The following is a 19,992-nucleotide window of genomic DNA, read 5'->3' as shown; positions in this document are numbered from 1 at the left end:
TTTTCATCTAGGTTCAGATGCCGGAGTGCCTTGATTCTATCGTTCGGGTCGTTAGGGTTCAAGCTCAAGAGGCTAGCGACAAATGCTAAGCGGCGTTCCTGCGATTTTGTTAGTTCCATTTTTTCCTCAATAATTACACTGCAAACCCAATATACAATATTATTATATATTGGAGTATTCTCGTAATTTGCACCCTAAAAATAGTTTCAAATTGCAGTAAATGCGTGCAAAAAATCATAAAACTTTCATTTTTTTGCGTAAAATGCACTTTTTCAGTGAACAAATGTATAGAAAAACAAGAAAATTCTTACCGTAATCAAGTTTCTTGTCGAAGAAGAGGGCGCTCCGCTATAAGCTCTGCGTTTCACGTCACGCACCTAGCAAAAGGTGTTATTGCACGTACTGTAGAATATTTGTATATCTAATATCGAGATTCGACCATCCTGCTGACTGAGGCGTAGGCATCCACGAGCAGGTTCATCCCTTCTCGCAGTTGTAGGTCCGGTTTTGACTTGGTGCAAGCCTTGGCCTTGGAATACCCATGCGGAATACGCTGCGATACATATACCGAATTGCATAGCGATCGGCTTCCATTTTTGAACTAAATCAACAGCAAATCATTGCCGTGTATTGCGGTTTTTCTGCGTTTACACCGTATGCCATATCAATGGCAAAGGATATTTCATGGACGAAAGCAACAACATTCCGCCAATCAATTTGGCAGGGATCCTTTTCGCGAATATTGGGAAGCAAAAGTTCTCGAAGAAATCAAGACACACACCTATTTGGACCCACTCTACGATGTCGCATTCAAGATTTTTCTTGGAGACGAGAGTGCTCTGATAAGTTTCTTGAACGGAGTATTCCGCCTGAAGGCAGAAAATAAAATTACCGAGGTTTCCATCAAGAACTCCGAAATCAACATCGGTTTCCCCAAGCCTAAGGAATTCAAGTTTGACATCCGCGCATCCACCGCCGACAATCGCTATATTAATATTGAGTAGCGTACAAACCGAATGAAGCAAAAACAAACTTGTTTGTTTTTATTTCTGAGGTGCAGTCGCTGACGCCGTAGGCGTCAAATGCAAAAAGCAAAGCCCGGCCATTTCGCAGAGCGCGTCTTACTCCAGCACAGTGCATTTTTGCTCATTTTTTATGCGTTTCCGTCATCCCCTTCCTCAAAATTATTTCTACAATTTTCGCAAAATAGTTCAAGGAATCCGTTATGAAAACAAATGAAATCATCAAGCAAATTTCTTTTGAAGACTTGCAAAAATTTGTCATCGCATACGCCAAGCAAGATGTCCAATTTGAAACATCAATCAAAGAAAAATTCGCCCCGGCAACAGACGACTCGTGGCTAGACCGAATTATGGATCGTTTCGACGACATCATTGATGATTTTTCTGATAACGGCTACATCCATTATCGTTCTGCGTTCGGCTTTGAATGCGAAATGAGTGAACTTTTCGAACGTTTAAAGAAAAACAAAAATTTCGCATGTTCTAAACGTGCATTAGAGACAATTTGCTTTTTCACGGAAGGCCTTGGAGATTTATCAATTGACGATTCCAATGGGACTATGACCGTTTTGATGGATAAATTAAAAGACTTATGGAACCGCACATTGAAAGAAGCAAATGAAGATACTTTGACCGAAGCACGCGAATGGATAGAACAAGAACTGTTCAAAAAACGTTTATGGATGGCGGAAGATCTCTTATACGAAATTTACGAAAAAAGATTCAACACAGCCGAAGACCTGATAGCAAAAATTAAATTTTTCGACAAGCAAATAAAAAACGAAGCTAAGGAAGAAAGCGATTTTATAAAACAACTGCATATCGGGCAATGGGTTTGCGAACGAGCAACCGTCATGAAAAAATTGAAAAAGAAAAATGAAGAAATCAAAGCATATCTAAACAAATACGCCGAATACGACGAACCAGCCTACATGCTTTTTGACATTCTGCACAAAGAAAAAGATTTTCATGCAGCAGAAGAATGTCTGCTCAAACTCAACAATTTGCCAAAGCATAAAAATCGTTTCAATTCCAAAGCAGAAGAAAAATTAAAGGAAATGTATTTAGAATCGAGACAAATAAAAAAATACAAGTCAGCCTTGAAAAACTTGATAGTCAAGGACAACAGCATGGACAGTTATAAGGAATACAAGAATTTCCTCAAGACGGATGAATGGCCCTCAGCTCTGCGTGAACTGCTTGATTCCATAAAAGACTTAGATTTCAAAATGCAAATTCTTGCATATGAAAAAATGGTCGATGAACTTTACAAAGCATTTTGCAAGGCAAAGGACGCATCGCGTTACGATTACAATACTTTCCAACTTTTTCAAGAATTCGGTAAAGACCTTTGCCCCAAATACGAATCCGAAATTGTAGTCATGCTCGCACAATATTTCAACAAGGCAATAGTTACAGCAAATGACCGCAAGGCATATAGAGAAATCGTCCATCAAATGAAGATTCTATTCCATTACAACGGCGGCACAGAATGCATTCAAAAACTCAAAGCCGACTGGAGTATTCAATACAAGAAACGCCCGGCTTTGATTGACGAACTGAAGAAAATGTAAATATAGAAGTCTAGCGGCGAGGCAAAAATAGTGATTTAGACACGTTTTTTTCCTCATTTTTTCAGGAATTTCGTTTAATCGTTCCTAAACCCGTAATTTTTTATGTTTTTTTTGTGCGTTTTTACGTTTTTCGAAACAAAAAAGCTATGATTTAAATATTAGGAGTCTTTTTATGAATTTACTAGATGTTATAGCTAAAGCCAAAGCTGAAAAAGCAAAGTCGTTGGACTTGTCGCAGAAGGGGCTGCGCTTGCTGCCGCCCGAACTTTTCGAGATCGAATCTCTCGAAGAACTCAATCTCGACCGCAACATGCTCGTCGAAATTCCCGACGACATCGGTCTCTTGAAGAACTTGAAGAGTCTTTCCGTGAGCGAAAACGACCTCATGGAATTGCCGGATTCGATTGGCGAACTTGTAAATTTGGAGCATCTGTACCTGGGCTACAACAGCCTGTCCGAACTCCCCGATTCCATCGGCAACCTTTCTAAGCTTGATACGGTGAACATCGCCAAGAACCAGCTTTTGGACCTCACCAGCGAAATCGGCAAGTGCCAAAACGTGACCAAGCTGTCGCTCCACGACAATATGCTCTCCGAAATCCCGGCGACGCTCGGCAAGCTTAAAAAGCTCCGCAAGCTCTACCTGGACAACAACGAGCTAACCACGATCCCGGCATCGCTATCCCATCTAGAATCCCTCGAAGTCTTGATGGTCTCGGGCAACAACCTGGGCGCCATTCCGTCTGAATTTGGCAACTTGAAGAAGCTCAAGGAACTCGTTCTTGACGCCAATCAGCTCGCAACCCTCCCCGAAAGCCTCGCCGAATGCGATAGCCTCGAAACGATTTCCGTTGTCGAAAACCCGATGGAAGAAGGCATCCCGCGCGTTCTCCTCGACAAGAAGGGACTGAGCATCGATCAGTAGCGGCTTCGCCACAGTTACTAGTCACTAGTCATTAGTTACTAGAAAATTGTCGTTCCGGACTAGTTCTGAAACGTGAGACGAATGAGGTTAGGATTTAAGGAGTAGAGGTTCGTGAATCGTCATCAACTCTTAAACGAATACAAGCATATCATCCCAGACCCCGCCTGCCCTGAGTGCACTGAACGGGTTCCGGGATCTCCTTTTCATTCTCTAACCTCTAGTCTCTCCGCTCTACTCTTTTGCCTTTGCACACTCGTATTACTTACGGGCTGTAGTGACTTTATCCATCCGGTCAAAAGCACTCCTGAACCTACAGAATATTCCTTTAATTATTGGCTCCTGCAAAACATTTACCTTTACGAAGATGAACTCCCCAACCTGCCCAAAGAGGGAGATTCCGTACAAATTCTATACCAAACGCTCCAAGACCGTTTTACGACATATACTCCACCGGCCAAAAGCGAGCAAAAAGCCACCCAAACAAACACAAGCCTAGTCATCGGCGGTGATGTCGGGATGCGCTACTACAATATTGCAGACGTAGATTACCCCATTTTCGTTTCACGCGTATATCCCAAAAGTCCCGCCGGGAAAAAAGGCATTCCTAGATATGGAAACATTCTCAACGTAAACGGAATCGAACTCAAAGGGGAAAACGCAAAAGCAATTTACGATTCGGTGCTGACATTCAACAAAGACATAAATCTTCTCATCGCTTACAACGGCGATACCACTCTTTTCAAGCTCCAAAAAGAAGAGGTCTATGCCCCGACGGTGTTTGTCGATACGTTATATAAAGACTCCGCGAAAGGCTTTCCGGGAATCATTTTCGTCACCATCGAAGGATTCAAGCCCACAACAGCAGACCAGAAAAAAGGAACTTATGGGGAACTCAAAGCGTATCTAGATTCGACCGCAACAGACAAACGCGTTCGGATCTTGGACTTAAGAGGAAACCCCGGAGGACATGTGACCCAATGCCTCGACGTGGCTGACCTATTTGTAAGCGAAGGAACTCTTTCAACAAGGCATAGCCGCACATTAACAGCCGATGGCAACTCCACCTCTATAACAGAAACAAGAAAAGCAAAACCGGGTGATCCCGGCGAATCCGGCAAATACTTAATTATCGCCAACCAAGGTTCCGCAAGTTGTGCCGAAATTTTTATCGCAGCTGTTACAGAAACGACCAATATTCCGTTCGTCGGAAGAACAACTTACGGGAAAGGCATTGGGCAGACCAATTTCTGGACATACGCTCACGGAATAGCCACCATTACCGATATTGAATTCTTGACTCCCAAAGGCAATTCCTACCACGGCAAAGGAATCGTTCCGAAATACACATGTGAAAACATCATCGGATATAATTGCGCCGCCCAAATGGCAAACAAAATCTACGGCGTTAAAATTCCGAAGCAAGACGAGGCTTTGTCAAAGCGAGTTCCAGAACTTACAGAAAGCTCAATTACCGAACAAGATGGAGGAGCGATAGAATGGGCAAATTCGGACATTTATTTAAAAACATTCCAGCATTTAGAACGTTAATTTATACAGCACTTACCCTCCCATTTTTTTGCTTAACCGCCTGCACTTCAGAAGATACGACTTCTTCTTGGGATTATAGGACAGAATCAAGAGCCACTAGAGAGTTCATGCACAACTATGAACTCCTTTATTACTATTACAAGGATGCAAAAGAATACCTCGGAGATCCGGAAGATTACATTGGAAAAATCAAAGACGATGCACTTTCGCAATACAACATCCCTTGGGATTATTACGACCTATATTACATGTACAGTCAAATGAACGATCCGTTCACCCAGTATGTGGATCCGTTTCATTCTTCATCCTTGTTAATAAGCCTTAATTCATCCGAAGAAAAAATGGATGCCGGTTTTGAATGGGAAAAGCAAGGAACCTCTAACAAGTATTTTATTACAAATGTGGTCAAGAATTCTCCAGCAGACAAAGCTGGCCTTAAAGTAGGCGACCAAATTACGGCCATAGAAGGGATTGAACCTACTAGCGAATACATTTTCAACAAACTCTCCACCGGTGTAAAAGATGAAACCATTACATACACCGTATTGCGCGATTCCCAAGCGCTCACCATTCCAATAACGCTCGGTCCATACTATACTTCAACAGTAGAACTTACATACAAAGATTCTATTCCCATCATCAAAATTCTAGAATTCACAGCACATACATCAAACAATTCGGGAACTTACGGCGAGTTTACCAATTATCTGCGCGAAACAGAAAAATACAAGTCCACCATCATCGACTTGAGAGACAACGGAGGTGGAGATGGCGACCAATGTTTCTCTATGTCTCAGCTATTGCTTTCTCGTGGAGACTCTACAGTTGGCGTTATTTCAACCAAGCCAGATACAATAAGGGAAAAACAAGCTTACGATACGACATTTAGAATAAACAATTTTGACGGATTCGCCAAAGACCGTTATTATGTTTTTCTCGTCAACAACCAATCAGCAAGTTGTTCCGAAATATTCGTGCAATCCGTGGTCATGAACAAAAAATATCCCGTGGTGGGCACGACGACTTACGGCAAAGGCATCGGGCAAGCGACATTCATCACCCCATCCTACTCTCTTGCCATCATTACAGGCATGAAAGTCGTAGATAAAAATTTCAAGAGTTACCACAAATACGGAATCGTGCCAGACTTTATCATTAGCGATGAAGAGCAAGCTTTAAACAAGGCCGTACAATTGGCAAAAGAGATGTCCTACGCCAGAACCGCAGGATACGGCACCACAAATACGGGGCACTTCGCCAAAGTCGCTACAGAACCAGACACCGTGCCCGGATTTTACTACTTGCCAGAAGAATACAGGAAAAAGTTTTAGACGAAAGAGATTGTAAATAACGAGCCGCAAGCAAACTCTCTATCTATCGTCTTTCGTCTATCGCCTATCGTCTAAACATTACTTCAGCACGCGCATGCGGACGAGCACGTCCGTGGAATCGTTCGCCTTCACAGCAGGAGCGGCAAGCGTCAATTCCAATTCTTTGCGGATATCGGCCACCTGCTTTTTCAAGCGTGCAAGGCGGTTACCTTCGAGCTTGGGTGTTGCAATCATCGTCTTTCTTGCAGGGTTTATCCAGTTACGCTTAGCATCCTTGAAGCCCAAATGCAAATGCGGCCCCGTGCTGCGACCCGTAGAACCCACTTTTCCGATAACCTGACGCGGAGCGACTTTCGCACCGACGTTCACGCCGCGAACGGACAAGTGCATGTACCAGCTTTCGGAATTGTCCCTGTGGCGGATGGCAATCTTGTTTCCGCTCAAGTCGTCGTAACCCGAAACCGTAACAACGCCAGCGGCAACCGCATAAACCGGAGACCCCTTCGGGCTGCCATAATCAATACCGTGATGCACCGTAGTACGCCCCGTAATCGGGTGGACACGCGTACCGTACGGGCTTGTGATGTGCAAGCGGTCCAGCGGATAACGCAAGCCTTCGTAAATAAGAGCTTCACCTTTTTCAGTATAGTGCGCATTGAAGGTACTCTTCGGATCCGGGTCTTCGTAGCGGAACGCTTCGTGATGCCCCACTGTATGACCGTTAAATTCTGCATAGAGCACCTTGCCGCTGATCCAGATAGAATCCTGATAGAACTTTTCTTCGAGCAAGATGCGGAACTTGTCGCCCGGACGTGCCAACTGGAACGCAACCTTGCACTGCAAAATTCCACTCACTTTACCAATCATGCGACCGGGGATGCCAACCTTGTACAAAATGCCATTCAACGTACTCCCGACTTCAAGGGAACCCTCGAATGCGGACTGGCGCACCGTCACCGGCTTGTCGATACGACTATAAGCAAAGCCGGAATCCGTCTTGCTCAACATGTGGACTGTCGCCGGGTTCGGCGCATAACGGAACCGCTGGACATCGCCTGCGGAATCAAGTGCGGCATAGAACACCTGTCCCACGCGAAGCGCCGCAAGTTCAACCGAGTCCTGCAAAGCAATTACGATTTTTCCGCGTTCCTTTTCGTTGATGTTCATGCGATACAACACTTGGAACAACCCATCGCCCGCACGGACAGTATCGTTTTTCACGAGCCACTTCGAAGTTTCGCCATGGGCTTTAGCGATCAAGGCTTTCAACGAATCAGCGGTCGCTTCGAGCTTTGCGTTTTCTTGCTTTAAAGCATCGATTTTTTTCTGTTCATTACATCCAGTAAATGCAACTATTGCGACACACAGTAAAAAGAAAATTTTGGACATAAACACCCGCTCATAAAATTGCCAAAAGCAAAGATAAAATTTTTTATGCCACCAACGAGATGGTGATCCCAGCACTAGGGCCGGGATGACAGAGCAAAAAATACCCCGCATCAGAATGTGATGCAGGGCACAAAATTTAAAGCACAAAGCTAATGATTACTTAGCAGCGGGCTTCTTGCCTTTCTTCTGGTCGTTCTTTGCAGCCTTCGGATCAACCTTCGGTTCTTCAACAGGCTTTGCAGGCGGAATCACTTCCAAAAGTTCCATTTCGAACTTGAGGAGGCTGTTACCCGGGATAGCACGGTTGCCACGCGGACCATAAGCGAGTTCGCTCGGAATCCATGCAATAACCTTTTCGCCCACCTTCATGAGCTTGAGCATTTCCGTCCAACCAGCGATAACGGCAGTGACCGGGAATTCGAGCGGCTGGCCACGATCGATGGAGCTGTCGAACTTGGTACCGTCGAGGAGCGTACCCGTGTAGTGGACCTTGACCTTGTCTTCGTCCGTCGGAGTTGCACCTTGACCTTCAGTAATAATCTTGTACTGGAGACCGGAAGCCGTGGTCACGACACCTTCAGCAGTCTTGTTCTTGGCGAGGAAAGCTTCGCCATCGGCCTTGTTCTTGGCGGCAGCAATGCTGTCCTTCTTCATCTTTTCGGCCTGACGGTCTGCAGAGAGCTTGTTGAGCGTTTCCATGACGATGGAATCGTTCATCAAGAACTTTGCGGATTCTTCATTATAGCGTTCCTTGAATGCCTGGATGAAGAGGTCGAGATCGAGATCGATAGAATCGCGGGTCACAAGCTGGAAACGAGCCTGGTTACCGAAATGAGCACCGAGAGCGTAGCTGTACTTGTCCTTTTCGGTCACAAGCGAAGTCTTTTCGGTAGAAGCGGATTTGCACGGTTCGCAGCCAGTCATAAGCATGGCAAGAGCACCAGCCGCAATAATCATTTTAGTCTTCATTTTTATCCTCTATGAAAAAATTTGGCTTTCTTAAAATAGCAAAACATCTGTGAGCGAGCTAACAGACATTTCCTTTTTACCGTTATATTTAGTATATTTTCTGCCAAAATTTAAATACCAGGAGTAATATGTGCGGAATCATCGGATATAACGGCAAAGGCGAAGCTATTCCAGTCCTTGTCGATGGTCTTAAGAAAATGGAATATCGCGGCTACGATAGTTCGGGAGTCGCTGTTATCGACCACAAAAATATAAAAGTCGTCCGCGCCTCCGGCAAAATCAAAGCTCTTGAAGAAAAATTAAAGAACACTCCGCTCAAAGGTTCTGTAGGCATCGCCCACACCCGCTGGGCCACCCACGGAGCCCCGACCGAAATCAACGCCCACCCGCATACAAGTTACGACGGAAAAATTTCGATTGTCCATAACGGCATCATCGAAAACTATGCAAGCCTCAAGGCGAAGCTCATTGACAAAGGCATCGAATTCAAGTCAGAAACAGACACCGAAGTCGTCGCCCACCTCATTGCCTACTATTACAACGGAGATTTGAAGTCCGCCGTTCTCAAGACGCTCAAGCAAATCGAAGGAACTTTTGGTTTGGGAGTGATTTGCTCGGACGAACCGGACGTTTTAATCGGAGCCCGTCGCGGAAGCCCGCTTATCCTTGGTATCGGCAACCATGGCGATCTCTATCTCGCCAGTGACGTTTCCGCCATCATCAACCATACGCAGAAAGTCGTTTATCTGGACGACAATGACGTTGTACAAATCAAGGACGGGAGCTACTCCATCGTCAACATGAGCAGCCACGAAGTGCAACGCGAAGTCCAGAACGTGGAATTCGACGCTGACGCTGTCGCCAAGGGAGGATTCCCGCACTTCATGCTCAAGGAAATTTTCGAACAGCCCGAAGTGCTCCGCAACACCATGCGCGGTCGTCTGCTTTCAGCCGAAGGCAACGCAAAACTCGCTGGTCTCGACACGAACATCAAGGAACTCCGCACCATCAACCGCATCATCATTACAGCTTGCGGCACCAGCTATTACGCAGGCATGGTCGGCGAATACATGATCGAAGACTTGGCTGGCGTTCCAGTCGAAGTCGAATACGCTTCGGAATTCCGCTACAGAAACCCGATTATCAAGCCGGGGACACTCGTAGTCGCCATCAGCCAGTCCGGCGAAACCGCAGACACGCTTGCCGCCCTCAAGGAAGCCCAACAGAAAGGCGCTACCGTGCTCGCCATTTGTAACGGAGTCGGTTCGACGATTGCACGTACCAGCGATGGCGGTGTCTATCTGCACGCAGGTCCGGAAATCGGCGTGGCCAGTACAAAGGCATTCACAAGCCAGGTCACTGTTCTTGCGATGATCGCACTCTTGCTTGGCCGCCAGCGCAGACTCAGCTTCGAAGCCGGTGCCGATATCGTCAAGGACCTTCTGGAACTGCCGGACCTCGTTTCCAAGACACTCGAACTTTCCGACAGCATTGCCGAAATCGCAAAGACGCTTTGCAAGGCAAACAACTTCCTGTACCTCGGTCGCCACTTCTGCTACCCGGTCGCCATGGAAGGAGCCTTGAAACTCAAGGAAATCAGCTACATCCACGCCGAAGGCTACCCTGCTGCCGAAATGAAGCACGGCCCGATCGCCCTTATCGACGAGAACATGCCGGTCGTCGTCATCGCCCCGAAGGACGCTCTGTTCGACAAGATCATCAGCAACATCCGCGAAATCAAGGCCCGCGGTGGCAAGGTCATCGCCGTCACGACGAAGGATTGCAGTCCGCTGGACGAAATCGCCGACCACATCATCACGGTGCCGAAGACAATTCCGATGCTCATGCCGATTGTCACCTGCATCCCGCTCCAGTTGCTCGCCTACCACATCGCCGTTTTGCGCGGTAACGACGTGGACCAGCCGAGAAACCTCGCCAAGAGCGTGACAGTGGAATAATCAGACGAAAGAACGCCGCAGTGCGGCTACAGACAAAAAAGACAATTATCGCCCCGGCCATTCAAAATTGCGCCGGGGCTTTTTTTATTGAACAAAATAAAAGCCTTATAGAAGCAAGTGGATTATAGGAGGGGGAAAGCCTTCCCCTCGCATTCCTTCGTTGGCTCTTTGACCAAGGTCCCTGAGCCTGCCGAAGGGCTGCTACCCCTTCTAACGGGCTTGTAGCCTGCCCCGGACTTGTTCCGGGGCCAGCCCGTAACGCCTGGCTTTTTGCGGTGAGCTGTGAGAGGAATTGTACAGCAAGCTCACTTCGTTTCGCTCTCGGCGTGTTTGTCGAACCCTCTGCGAGGGGTCGATATCCAACCCTTGAAACAATAAGAGCCCCACAAGGGGGGTTAGCTAATCAAGGAGAGTGAGGGATTAGACTGCATGCTCACTTCGTTTCGCTTGCAGCCCTTCGGGTTGCGGCTGCGCCGCAATCTCAAAACCCGCCGTGTTCGCTTCGCTCTCGCGGGTTTTGTCGAACCCTCTGCGAGGGTTCGCATCCCTGACCTATGAAACAAAAAGGAACCCACAAGGGGTTCCTTTTTGTTTCAAGGAGAGAGAGGGATTGGACTCCGCCGTCTTTCCATTCCGGCCTTGCCCTTCGGGTTACGGCTGTGCCGTAATCCCAAACTCGCCTATGTTCGCTTCGCTCTCGGCAAGTTTGTCGAACCCTCTGCGAGGGTTCATGTTTCCATCTCCTTGAAACAATAAGAGCCCCACAAGGGGGCTCTTATTGTTTCAAGGAGAGAGAGGGATTCGAACCCTCGGTCCTGTGACAGACTCCGGATTTCGAGACCGGCCCATTCGACCACTCTGGCATCTCTCCGAGGTTTGCATAATATAGTATAATTCATTTAAAATGTCTATAACTATCTGCAATTCTATCGTAACATTCTTTTTTCTTATTTCGCGATGCAGCTCCTTAAAAACCTTTGATTTCATCCCCTCATTTTCTACATTTGGCTCAAAATTTTAGGGGACCCAACAGACTTCAGGTTTATAAGTGCGAGTGCACTTCGGGGCTTATTGAATGCTCGGTTCGAGCAATGTGATGGTGCGGCAAACGCTGCAGATGAAGTTTACGGATCCCGAAGGTGACTTATGGCAGAAGATCTTTCTTCCAAATTGGGTTCTGATATTCCCGAAAACGAAAAAATCAACTCCAAGATGCAAATCGAAGCAGATGCGTTCTTGAACGCCATCGCAGATGGTGCAGACGAAGACCAAGCCGACGAGGCCGCATTCTTTGCAGCAAACCCGAACGGCGTTGTCGTTGACGATAACGGAGAAGTTCTGGAGTCCGGCACAAACTCCAAGATTAAGAAAGGCGAAAAGGTCGAATTTATCGAAGACGATGAAACGACAAGCAAGCTGGAGATGCCCGAACAAGTCGGGCATGACAATCTTCAGGATTCCGCAAGCGACAATGTTCCTAATCGCGAAAGCACAACAGACGGCGCATCAGTCGCTTCGACTAGTTCGACAAGCTCACTAACCAGCTCAGCGATCTTAAACGAAAACACCGAAGACGAAGAAAACGTCGCCGATGAATCCTTGGTCACTTTTGACGATTTGGGTCTTTCCCCGGAAATTCTCGAAGCGGTGAAACTCGCCGGTTATGAAACGCCATCACCCATCCAGGCCAAAGCAATTCCGGTTCTATTGCAGGGCGTAAACCTCCTCGGCACGGCACAGACCGGTACAGGCAAGACGGCAGCCTTCACGCTCCCGCTCCTCTCCCGCATCCAGTTCAATAGCCGCGAGACATCCATGCTCGTGCTCACGCCGACACGCGAACTCGCCATCCAAGTTTCGGACGCCATCCAGCAATACGCTGTCAAAATACCGAACATAAGCGTCGTTCCTGTTTATGGCGGACAAGATATTTCCATCCAGTTGCGAGCACTCAAACGCAAAGCCAATATTGTTGTCGCCACTCCGGGCCGTCTCATCGACCACATCAAACGCGGTTCCATCTCGCTCGGAGCGGTAAAGGCCATCGTCCTCGACGAAGCCGATGAAATGCTCGACATGGGCTTCATGGAAGATGTAGAAACCATCCTCAAGGAAATCCCTGCCGATGCCCAGCGCGCTCTCTTTAGCGCCACCATGCCGGACAGCGTGAAAAAGATTATCGACCAGCACTTGGGCGAATACGAAGAAGCCCGCATCGAAGGCAAGACGACCACTGTCGAAAACATCTGCCAGCGTTACTTGCTCGTGAAAAACGAACACAAGATCGAAGCTCTCGCCCGCGTACTCGAAGGCGAAGAATTTGATGGCGTTTTGATTTTCGTACGCACCAAGCAGAACACCACCGAAGTCGCCGAAAAGCTCGAAAGCCGCGGATTCAACGTGGCCCCGCTCAACGGCGACCTCGCGCAATCCATGCGCGAACGCACCATCAACCGTCTCAAGATGGGCAAGCTCGATATAGTCGTCGCAACAGACGTCGCCGCCCGCGGTATTGACGTGGACCGCATTTCGCTCGTTGTGAACTATGACATTCCGTACGACACGGAATCCTACGTGCACCGCATTGGCCGTACAGGCCGTGCAGGCCGCAGCGGTAACGCAATCTTGTTCATCACGCCTCGCGAAAAGCGCATGCTCAAGACCATCGAAAAGGCAACTCGCCAGCCGATTGACGTGATGGAAATGCCGACCTCCGAACAAATCAGCAAAAAACGCGTCGATGCATTCAAGGCTAAAGTCAAAAGCGTCGTGAGCTACGGCGAACTCGACCAATTCAAGGAACTCGTCCGCGCACTCGCCTCCGACGGTTCGATTAATTCGACAGGCTCATCAACCAGCTCACCGACCGACAACAGCAAGGTCACTGAGCATGCCGAAGTGACCGAAGAGAAAGTTGCAATTCCGTTGACCGCCGAAGACATCGCTGCCGCCGTCATCAAGATGTACCAGAAAAAGCAACCGCTCTTCCCAAACCTTCCGCCGCTCGAAGTGCCCAAAGAACGCCGCGAAAAAGTCCGCAGCGGCAGAGACTTCCTCGGCGAAAGCCGCAGCGAAGATTTCGGCCTCAATAGCGAAGAACAGAAACGCCTGAAAAAAGAACGCAAAGAAGGCATGAACGGCGTTGAAGAAGGCTATCTGCGTTACTACCTTGGCGTGGGCCGCATCGACCACGTAAGCCCACGAGACATCGTAGGAGCCATCGCCGGCGAAGCGAACATCAACAGCAGCAACATCGGTCGCATCAAGCTCTTCGACAAGTTCAGCACCGTTGAACTCCCGGAAACGCTACCGCAAGACGTTCTCGATATTTTATCCGAAATGACCATCCGCGGCAACGACGCACGCTTCCGCGTGATGACCGACGAACCGCCCGAGGGCCCCGCACCGGGAACAAGACCGCACGCGAGCCGCGAAGAACGCCGCAGCTTCCACCGCGACCGCAAGGGAGGCTTCCACGACGATGAACGCCGTGGCGGATTCCGCAAGAATCGCGAAGGAGGCGACCGCTTTGGCGACAAGCCATTCGAAAACCGCAAGGCCCGCCGTGAACGCCAATTCGCCGACCGCAAGCCCGGCAAGTTCGAAGACAAGCCATTCCGCAAAGACCGCGACGAACGCAGTTTCGGCGACAAGCCATTCCGCAAGACACGCCGCTTCGGAAGAGTCTAAAAGAACAAACTAAAAAGCAAAGGCGACCTCAATAAGGCCGCCTTTTTTGCATTTACAGAAAAATAAAAAAGAAGTCCGTCTCCAACAATGACGGACTTCTTTCAAAAGTGGATTCGGCTTAGCCACCGATAAAAATCAAAGCAAAGCTGGACGCCAATAGGAGAACGCCCCAAACGGTCTCCACAATCGGCCCTACTTTCTTGATTTCGACTTCTTTGTTTTCCATATTTACTTTCCTCGCCCCAGGCACCGCAACATCGCTCGCCTTACGCTCTATAATGTATAATCATGAACGGCAAGTGCAAACTGCAAAACAAAAGGTTCTTTGGATATATTGTCAATGTCATAAAATGGAATATTTGAAGTTGGAAGGACTATTTTTGTCTTACTAAACCGCTCTAACTTACCGTTTCGATTTCTTGATATTCGATAGCCTCTTGTTCCGTGGGTAGCGGGCAGTTCGCATCTTGCTTTGCACCCAGCAATTCCAGCTTGCGGCAAGTCGTGAGCACGCTTTGCCCTTTTTCGGCAAACTTTGACATTCCGCTTTTATACGCTTTCTGGGCTTTTTCGAGGGAATCCCCGATAACTCGCATCTGCTTCACGAATTGCCCCACGCGATTGAGCATTTCATTTGCAAGTTCAAAGACCTTCTGTTGATTGTCCGCCTGCTGGATCTGGCACCAAGAAAGCTTTATCATGCGGAGGGCCGCATAAAGCGTCTGCTCGTCCGCGATAAACACGTTCTTTTCCATCGCCTCACGCCAAAGAGCGGGTTCCTTGTTGAGGGCGACCCAAAGCGCAGCCGAACGCGGAACGAACATGATTACAAAATCCATCGTCTTTTTCGGGGCTTTCACATAGCGGGAATAATCTTTCGCCGAAAGTTCCTTTACATGCTTCTTGAGGCTTTCGATATGTTTTTTCAGTAAATCCTTACGCAAGTCCGGATCTTCGGCAGAAACGTAATCAAGGAAGTCTTTCATCGAAACCTTCGAATCGACAATAACGTCCTTCGTCTTGTCGAGATGCACAATGACATCGGGACGCATAAGGCAGCCCGTCGCATCAGAACGCACCGTGTTTCCGCTGGCATCGCGGAGTGTCGCCTGAGTTTCGAAATGAACGCCTTCTTCGAGGCCGAGTGCCTGCAAAAGCTCTTCGAGGACGCATTCGCCCCAGTCGCCCTGGATTTTGCTGTCATGCTTGAAAGCTCGTACCAAGTCTTCGGCAGACTGCTTTGTAGCCGCATTCGATTCGATAGACTGTTTCAACACCTCCTTCAATGCGGAGTTTGCGTTGGTCTGTTGCAAAGTCGTCTCGTTCATGGTCTTTTCCATCTTGGCGATAGTTTCCTTGAGCGGATTCACTAGCTGTTCCATGGTCGCATGCCCCGATTCCGTGATTTGCTTTTCACGCCGCTGGACCATTTCTTCGGTCGCATTCTTCGCTTCGGCGACAAGACGTTTCGAAAGGTTATCGAAATGCACCTTCTGTTCGTTCAAAGCGTTCTGATATCGTCGTTCCATTTCTTGCTTTGTACTTTCGAGCAGTTTTGCCGCCGACTCCCTTTCAGCAGCAAGCATTTTGGCATCATCCGCCTTTGTTTCTGCAAGACGGCGGTCGGCTTCAGCCTTGACCTCGGCTATCTTACGAGTTGCAGATTCCAGTTGGCTTTGTAACACAGCAATTTGCTTTTCCAATTCCACTCCAGCCTGATTGACCGCATACACCTGCTGTGTGCTCTTTACACGCGCCCCCAAAAAACCGATGACGATTCCAAAAACAGCACTGAGGATTGCAACCGCTATTACCATAAAACTCCTTTTTTAGATCCATTCATATATCGTCAGAAGAAAACGAAATGTAAAGAAGATTCTTGTTTTATCTATTTTAAGGCATGGGGTCTGAGCAGCATGTCCGTTTTTTTTCTAAATTTGGGCGCATGGCAGAAAAGAAGAAAATCCTCGTAATGGTCGCTAGTCCCAAGAACGAACGCAGTGGAACGCTTATTCCGACAAAGGCGTTCGTCGAAGGCATGGAACAAAACGGCGACTACGAAACCGAATACCTCTTTATTGACCGACTGAACGTTAAGCCCTGCCGTGGCTGCCTCAGCTGCTGGGGCCGCGAGGACGGCAGCTGCTTTATCAAGGGCGACGACGTTCCCTGGGTGCGCGAAAAGCTCATCAATTCAGACATTGTCATCTGGAGTTTTCCGCTGTACCTGTTCGGCGTCCCCGGACAAATGAAATGCCTGATGGATCGCATCGTCGGCATGGTGCACCCTTACATGGGCCAAAAGCTTAAAGAAGGCGCCAACGCCATGAATTCCCACCTGCACGGATTGCAATTCCAAAAAGAAGGGCAAAAAATCATTTTGCTTTCGAGCTGTGCCTGGATGGACATCGACGTGGTCTATGAACCCATCCGCAAGCAGTTCGATATCATCCTCGGGCATGAGGGCTACACGCTAATCGCCTGCCCGCAGATGCGCGCACTTGACCACCGCGGCGGACCGCGTCGCCTCGCCATGCTCCGCGAAAAGTTCCGCAAAGGCGGCGAAGAACTCGCCAAGACGGGCACGCTTTCGCAAGAAGCCATCGACCTCATGCAAAAGCCGATTTTCAGTGACGAAGCTTACGTGACGCTCGTGACCGAATTCGTGACTCACATGTTCGATAGGGATGATAATTTTTAGTAGGAAGTTTGAAGTAGACAGTAGGAAGGTAAGAAGGGCTCCCGCAAGGCGGGAGCGTTTTTTTTGACACAAATACAGAAAAACCCTGGCGAAAGCCAGGGTTTTCCGTAAAAGCAAATTCGCAGATTAGCGCTTGCTGAACTGGAAGTGCTTACGAGCCTTCTTGCGGCCGAACTTTTTACGTTCAACGGCACGGGCGTCGCGAGTCATGAGGCCTTCCTTCTTGAGGGCCGGCTTCACTTCAGCGTCGTTTGCAACCAATGCGCGGGCGATGCCGAGACGGACTGCGCCCATCTGGCCGGCGATGCCACCGCCACGAGCGGTAACTTCGACGTCCCATTCTTCAGCGTTGCCGAGGATGGCGAACGGAAGATTTGCAATCATGTCTTGCACTTCAGAATGGAAGTATTCCTTGAAATCACGACCATTGATAGTGCGCTTGCCGGAACCCGGCTTCAGAATCACAGCGGCGATGGCGTTCTTGCGACGACCAGTGCCGCGGTAAATCTTCTTATTCTTTGCTGTAGCCATAGTTTTCTCCGTTCTAAATTAAAGTTCTACGACTTCGGGTTTCTGGGCAGCGAACGGATGTTCGGCACCTGCAAAAATCTTGAGCTTCTTGATCATCTTGTGGCCAAGAGCGCTGTGCGGGAGCATGCCCCAAATGGCAGCTTCGAGCGGAGCAGTCGGGTGCTTTGCCAAAAGGTCGGCAAAGTTGATCCAGCGTTCACCGGCAATGTGACCGGTGTGGTGGAAATACTGCTTCTGGAGAGCCTTGTTGCCGGAAACAGCAACCTTTTCAGCGTTAACAACAACCACGAAATCGCCAGTATCGACGTTCGGGGAATAAATGGCCTTATGCTTGCCCATGAGGAGACGAGCAACTTCGCTTGCAACGCGTCCCATCGGCTTGTCAGCTGCATCCACAAGCTTCCACTTGCGGGAGACAGTCTTCGGGTTTACCGTAATGGTCTTCATGTAAATCCTCTAGTGAGTGAAATTCCAGGGCAAAGGCGCCCCGAGAAAAGCAAGGTAAATATAGATGATTTTGCAGCAAGATTCAAGGGTAAAAAAGCTGTTTTTTACGAAAAAGCTTGTAAAATGCGGTTTTAGCATTCTATCAATTATACTAATTAGTAGAATTGTTATAGTAAAATTAAGTTGTTGGTCAGTGATTAGTGATTAGTGGGTATGAGGTCTGAGGTCGGGCTACGCCCCTTTGAGCAGTGAGCTTTACGACGAGGGCCATCCTGGAGGCGGAGGGTGTCGTCATCCTGGAGGCGGAGCCGATAGGATCCATTATTTTTCAGTAGTTAGTGGTTGGTGATTAGTGATTGGGAATCTCCTTATCATGAGTAACACAAAAAACCCCGAATGTGTATTCGGGGTCTTCGCATAGCTGCGATGATAGCGTTTTTTTAACGGCTGGGTCTGTTCACTTTAGTTGGCCGGACCGTCGCAAAGAACTCCATCTGGGCAACTGCCATCCAGCAAGCTAGTTTGATGATCCATCTCCACGACTTCCATCTGCGGAGCGGTGTATTCTTTCTTGTGTTCAATTTCGTTTGTCATAGTAGTATCCAATGGTTAAGTTAAAGGTTTTAAGGGTTTGGTATGTCACCCCGGATTTATTCCGGGGTCGGTTTTCTCAATTCCAACCGATCCCGGCACTGGGGCCGGGATGACACGTCGGCGAAGCCGCTCCCTACTTCTTCAGCACTTTCTTGCCGTAGTAGGCTCCTTGTGCGCGGTTCATGATGTTCGTCTTGCGGCCCTTGAGGTCGTAGTCGCGGAGCATCTTGAACTCGCCTGTGCGGGTGTTGAACTTGCCAATGGTAGTCGTGTGCTTTTCACCGTCATTGCCACGGCTCACAATGACAACGTCGATGTTCTCAAGGAGGGATGCCGTCTCGCCAACAGCAGGCCTTGCGACATACTGAGCATTCGGAGAAGCAGAAACCAACTGCGGCTTATCGGAGACCAAGTAGGCACGGAACGGCTGGACGTAGGCGCCCTTGCCGAATCTCACGAACTTGCCGATGGTAGCCCCGTTACGTTCCTCGCCAGCGAAACCCCAAATCCTTCCGTCCTTGGTTTCTTCCTTGGTGAAGACTTTCTTCTGGAGAACCGGCATGAAAGTCCAGCCGCTACCATCAGAGGCTCCGCTTAACTTGGCAGGAGTCACTTCAAGCGTGGCGCCTTCCTTGAACACGAGTTCCGAACCTCCCATCTGTACCATGTACGGGGTATAGGCGGTCATTTCACCCGTGAATACATCACTTTTACTGTTGCAGTGCTCGTATTTCTCCGGAGTACTCGGATCAGCTTTTGATTCAAGATATTCCTCGACTTCTGCACTGCACCACACGTATCTCATCCCTACCGCAAGTTCATCCTTGTCATTCGTGGTCATACCATCAAACTCAATGACGGATTCCACGTTTTCAAAGTTTTTCGCATTGAACGAGAACGGAAGCATAAGGGTAGAAAAACCGCTGGTGGAGAAGGGGCGGTTGAAGACAACATTTTCAACAGCGATTTCTTCGGTAATATTGATAGCATCTGTACCCTTGAAATTGCCGTCAATAATGCCGTACTTCTTGTGGGATTCATCTTCCACAACAGAAACGGCAGCGTACTTAGTCGGCTCCACGACAGAAACTTTCAAGTCAAGGCCGTCAAATACACGACTGGCATCGGACTTAAACCAAAGAGTCAATGTTTTACCGGAACTAAGGACTGCTCCAATATCATAAGTTTCTCCGTCGGATTTAGAACTTACTGCATCCAAAAGCTTTTGGTCGTTTATACCGCCATCAAAAACAGTCAGGTAGTCATAGAAATCTGTAGTCACGCTCCCCGTCAGCAGCAGTTTCTTGCCTTCA

General features: G+C 48.4%; 15 protein-coding genes and 1 tRNA gene. 8 read left to right on the top strand and 8 right to left on the bottom strand.

The annotated features are described in order from the left end of the window. Window positions 1-656 precede the first annotated feature (656 nt). The 5 genes from IKG78_RS04095 to IKG78_RS04075 all read left to right on the top strand — a co-directional run bounded on the left by IKG78_RS04095 (window position 657) and on the right by IKG78_RS04075 (window position 6,400). Entirely contained in the window at window positions 657-1,004 is a 348-nt protein-coding gene (locus IKG78_RS04095) for a PD-(D/E)XK nuclease family transposase (RefSeq protein WP_290939726.1), read from the top strand. Between the two features lie 221 nt (window positions 1,005-1,225). Next, window positions 1,226-2,596, top strand: coding sequence for a hypothetical protein (locus IKG78_RS04090; RefSeq protein ID WP_290939724.1), 1,371 nt, complete (start codon window positions 1,226-1,228; stop codon window positions 2,594-2,596). A 172-nt stretch (window positions 2,597-2,768) separates the two neighbouring features. Then, the gene (locus tag IKG78_RS04085) at window positions 2,769-3,521 is read left to right on the top strand and encodes a leucine-rich repeat domain-containing protein (protein ID WP_290939722.1); all 753 of its coding nucleotides are present in this window, start codon (window positions 2,769-2,771) and stop codon (window positions 3,519-3,521) included. A gap of 111 nt (window positions 3,522-3,632) precedes the next feature. Continuing rightward, window positions 3,633-5,069, top strand: a complete 1,437-nt coding sequence (locus tag IKG78_RS04080) for a S41 family peptidase (protein ID WP_290939720.1) — start codon at window positions 3,633-3,635, stop codon at window positions 5,067-5,069. Window positions 5,070-5,176: 107 nt separating this feature from the next. Further along, window positions 5,177-6,400: a S41 family peptidase gene (locus IKG78_RS04075; RefSeq protein WP_290939718.1), complete on the top strand. Its 1,224-nt coding sequence runs from the start codon at window positions 5,177-5,179 to the stop codon at window positions 6,398-6,400. 78 nt (window positions 6,401-6,478) lie between these two features. On the opposite strand, the gene IKG78_RS04070 is transcribed toward IKG78_RS04075, so the two are convergent. Further along, window positions 6,479-7,789 (bottom strand): M23 family metallopeptidase, encoded by a 1,311-nt coding sequence (locus tag IKG78_RS04070; RefSeq protein WP_290939716.1) that lies wholly within the window; start codon window positions 7,787-7,789, stop codon window positions 6,479-6,481. A 156-nt stretch (window positions 7,790-7,945) separates the two neighbouring features. After that, window positions 7,946-8,758 (bottom strand): FKBP-type peptidyl-prolyl cis-trans isomerase, encoded by an 813-nt coding sequence (locus tag IKG78_RS04065; protein ID WP_290939713.1) that lies wholly within the window; start codon window positions 8,756-8,758, stop codon window positions 7,946-7,948. Between the two features lie 128 nt (window positions 8,759-8,886). Between IKG78_RS04065 and glmS the strand changes: the two genes are divergently transcribed. Continuing rightward, window positions 8,887-10,716: a glutamine--fructose-6-phosphate transaminase (isomerizing) gene (gene glmS / locus IKG78_RS04060; protein ID WP_290939710.1), complete on the top strand. Its 1,830-nt coding sequence runs from the start codon at window positions 8,887-8,889 to the stop codon at window positions 10,714-10,716. 786 nt (window positions 10,717-11,502) lie between these two features. Here the strand turns inward: glmS and IKG78_RS04055 are convergent. Next, a tRNA-Ser gene (locus IKG78_RS04055) sits at window positions 11,503-11,587 on the bottom strand. Between the two features lie 275 nt (window positions 11,588-11,862). Between IKG78_RS04055 and IKG78_RS04050 the strand changes: the two genes are divergently transcribed. Beyond that, a complete protein-coding gene (locus IKG78_RS04050; RefSeq protein ID WP_290939707.1) occupies window positions 11,863-14,406 on the top strand; it encodes a DEAD/DEAH box helicase in 2,544 nt (847 codons plus the stop codon). 398 nt (window positions 14,407-14,804) lie between these two features. Here IKG78_RS04050 and rmuC read toward each other — a convergent pair whose 3' ends face one another. Beyond that, the gene (rmuC, locus tag IKG78_RS04045) at window positions 14,805-16,223 is read right to left on the bottom strand and encodes a DNA recombination protein RmuC (RefSeq protein ID WP_290939703.1); all 1,419 of its coding nucleotides are present in this window, start codon (window positions 16,221-16,223) and stop codon (window positions 14,805-14,807) included. A 128-nt stretch (window positions 16,224-16,351) separates the two neighbouring features. On the opposite strand from rmuC, the gene IKG78_RS04040 reads away from it, so the two are divergent. After that, window positions 16,352-17,107, top strand: coding sequence for a flavodoxin family protein (locus tag IKG78_RS04040; RefSeq protein ID WP_290939700.1), 756 nt, complete (start codon window positions 16,352-16,354; stop codon window positions 17,105-17,107). A 126-nt stretch (window positions 17,108-17,233) separates the two neighbouring features. Here IKG78_RS04040 and rpsI read toward each other — a convergent pair whose 3' ends face one another. The 4 genes from rpsI to IKG78_RS04020 all read right to left on the bottom strand — a co-directional run. Then, window positions 17,234-17,638, bottom strand: coding sequence for a 30S ribosomal protein S9 (gene rpsI / locus IKG78_RS04035; RefSeq protein WP_290939695.1), 405 nt, complete (start codon window positions 17,636-17,638; stop codon window positions 17,234-17,236). A gap of 18 nt (window positions 17,639-17,656) precedes the next feature. Continuing rightward, window positions 17,657-18,085 carry a 50S ribosomal protein L13 gene (rplM, locus tag IKG78_RS04030; RefSeq protein WP_290939692.1) on the bottom strand — a complete coding sequence of 143 codons (429 nt, stop codon included), beginning with the start codon at window positions 18,083-18,085 and terminating at the stop codon, window positions 17,657-17,659. A gap of 462 nt (window positions 18,086-18,547) precedes the next feature. Further along, a complete protein-coding gene (locus IKG78_RS04025) occupies window positions 18,548-18,679 on the bottom strand; it encodes a hypothetical protein (protein WP_290939689.1) in 132 nt (43 codons plus the stop codon). A 133-nt stretch (window positions 18,680-18,812) separates the two neighbouring features. Further along, the coding region (locus IKG78_RS04020; protein WP_290939686.1) for a hypothetical protein at window positions 18,813-19,992 on the bottom strand (1,180 nt) is incomplete at its 5' end.

The organism is Fibrobacter sp. (assembly GCF_017545445.1).
Classification (GTDB): domain Bacteria; phylum Fibrobacterota; class Fibrobacteria; order Fibrobacterales; family Fibrobacteraceae; genus Fibrobacter.
Note: the sequence above shows the minus strand (reverse complement) of the source record. Positions and strands in the feature narration are given on the sequence as shown.

Coding starts and splice junctions, on each gene's coding strand:
- rmuC (WP_290939703.1), bottom strand. CDS start 16,223: ATGGTAATAGCGGTTGCAATCCTCAGTGCTGTTTTTGGAATCGTCATC.
- IKG78_RS04025 (WP_290939689.1), bottom strand. CDS start 18,679: ATGACAAACGAAATTGAACACAAGAAAGAATACACCGCTCCGCAGATG.
- IKG78_RS04075 (WP_290939718.1), top strand. CDS start 5,177: ATGCACAACTATGAACTCCTTTATTACTATTACAAGGATGCAAAAGAA.
- IKG78_RS04065 (WP_290939713.1), bottom strand. CDS start 8,758: ATGAAGACTAAAATGATTATTGCGGCTGGTGCTCTTGCCATGCTTATG.
- IKG78_RS04090 (WP_290939724.1), top strand. CDS start 1,226: ATGAAAACAAATGAAATCATCAAGCAAATTTCTTTTGAAGACTTGCAA.
- rpsI (WP_290939695.1), bottom strand. CDS start 17,638: ATGGCTACAGCAAAGAATAAGAAGATTTACCGCGGCACTGGTCGTCGC.
- rplM (WP_290939692.1), bottom strand. CDS start 18,085: ATGAAGACCATTACGGTAAACCCGAAGACTGTCTCCCGCAAGTGGAAG.
- IKG78_RS04085 (WP_290939722.1), top strand. CDS start 2,769: ATGAATTTACTAGATGTTATAGCTAAAGCCAAAGCTGAAAAAGCAAAG.
- IKG78_RS04095 (WP_290939726.1), top strand. CDS start 657: ATGCCATATCAATGGCAAAGGATATTTCATGGACGAAAGCAACAACAT.
- IKG78_RS04040 (WP_290939700.1), top strand. CDS start 16,352: ATGGCAGAAAAGAAGAAAATCCTCGTAATGGTCGCTAGTCCCAAGAAC.
- IKG78_RS04070 (WP_290939716.1), bottom strand. CDS start 7,789: ATGTCCAAAATTTTCTTTTTACTGTGTGTCGCAATAGTTGCATTTACT.
- glmS (WP_290939710.1), top strand. CDS start 8,887: ATGTGCGGAATCATCGGATATAACGGCAAAGGCGAAGCTATTCCAGTC.
- IKG78_RS04050 (WP_290939707.1), top strand. CDS start 11,863: ATGGCAGAAGATCTTTCTTCCAAATTGGGTTCTGATATTCCCGAAAAC.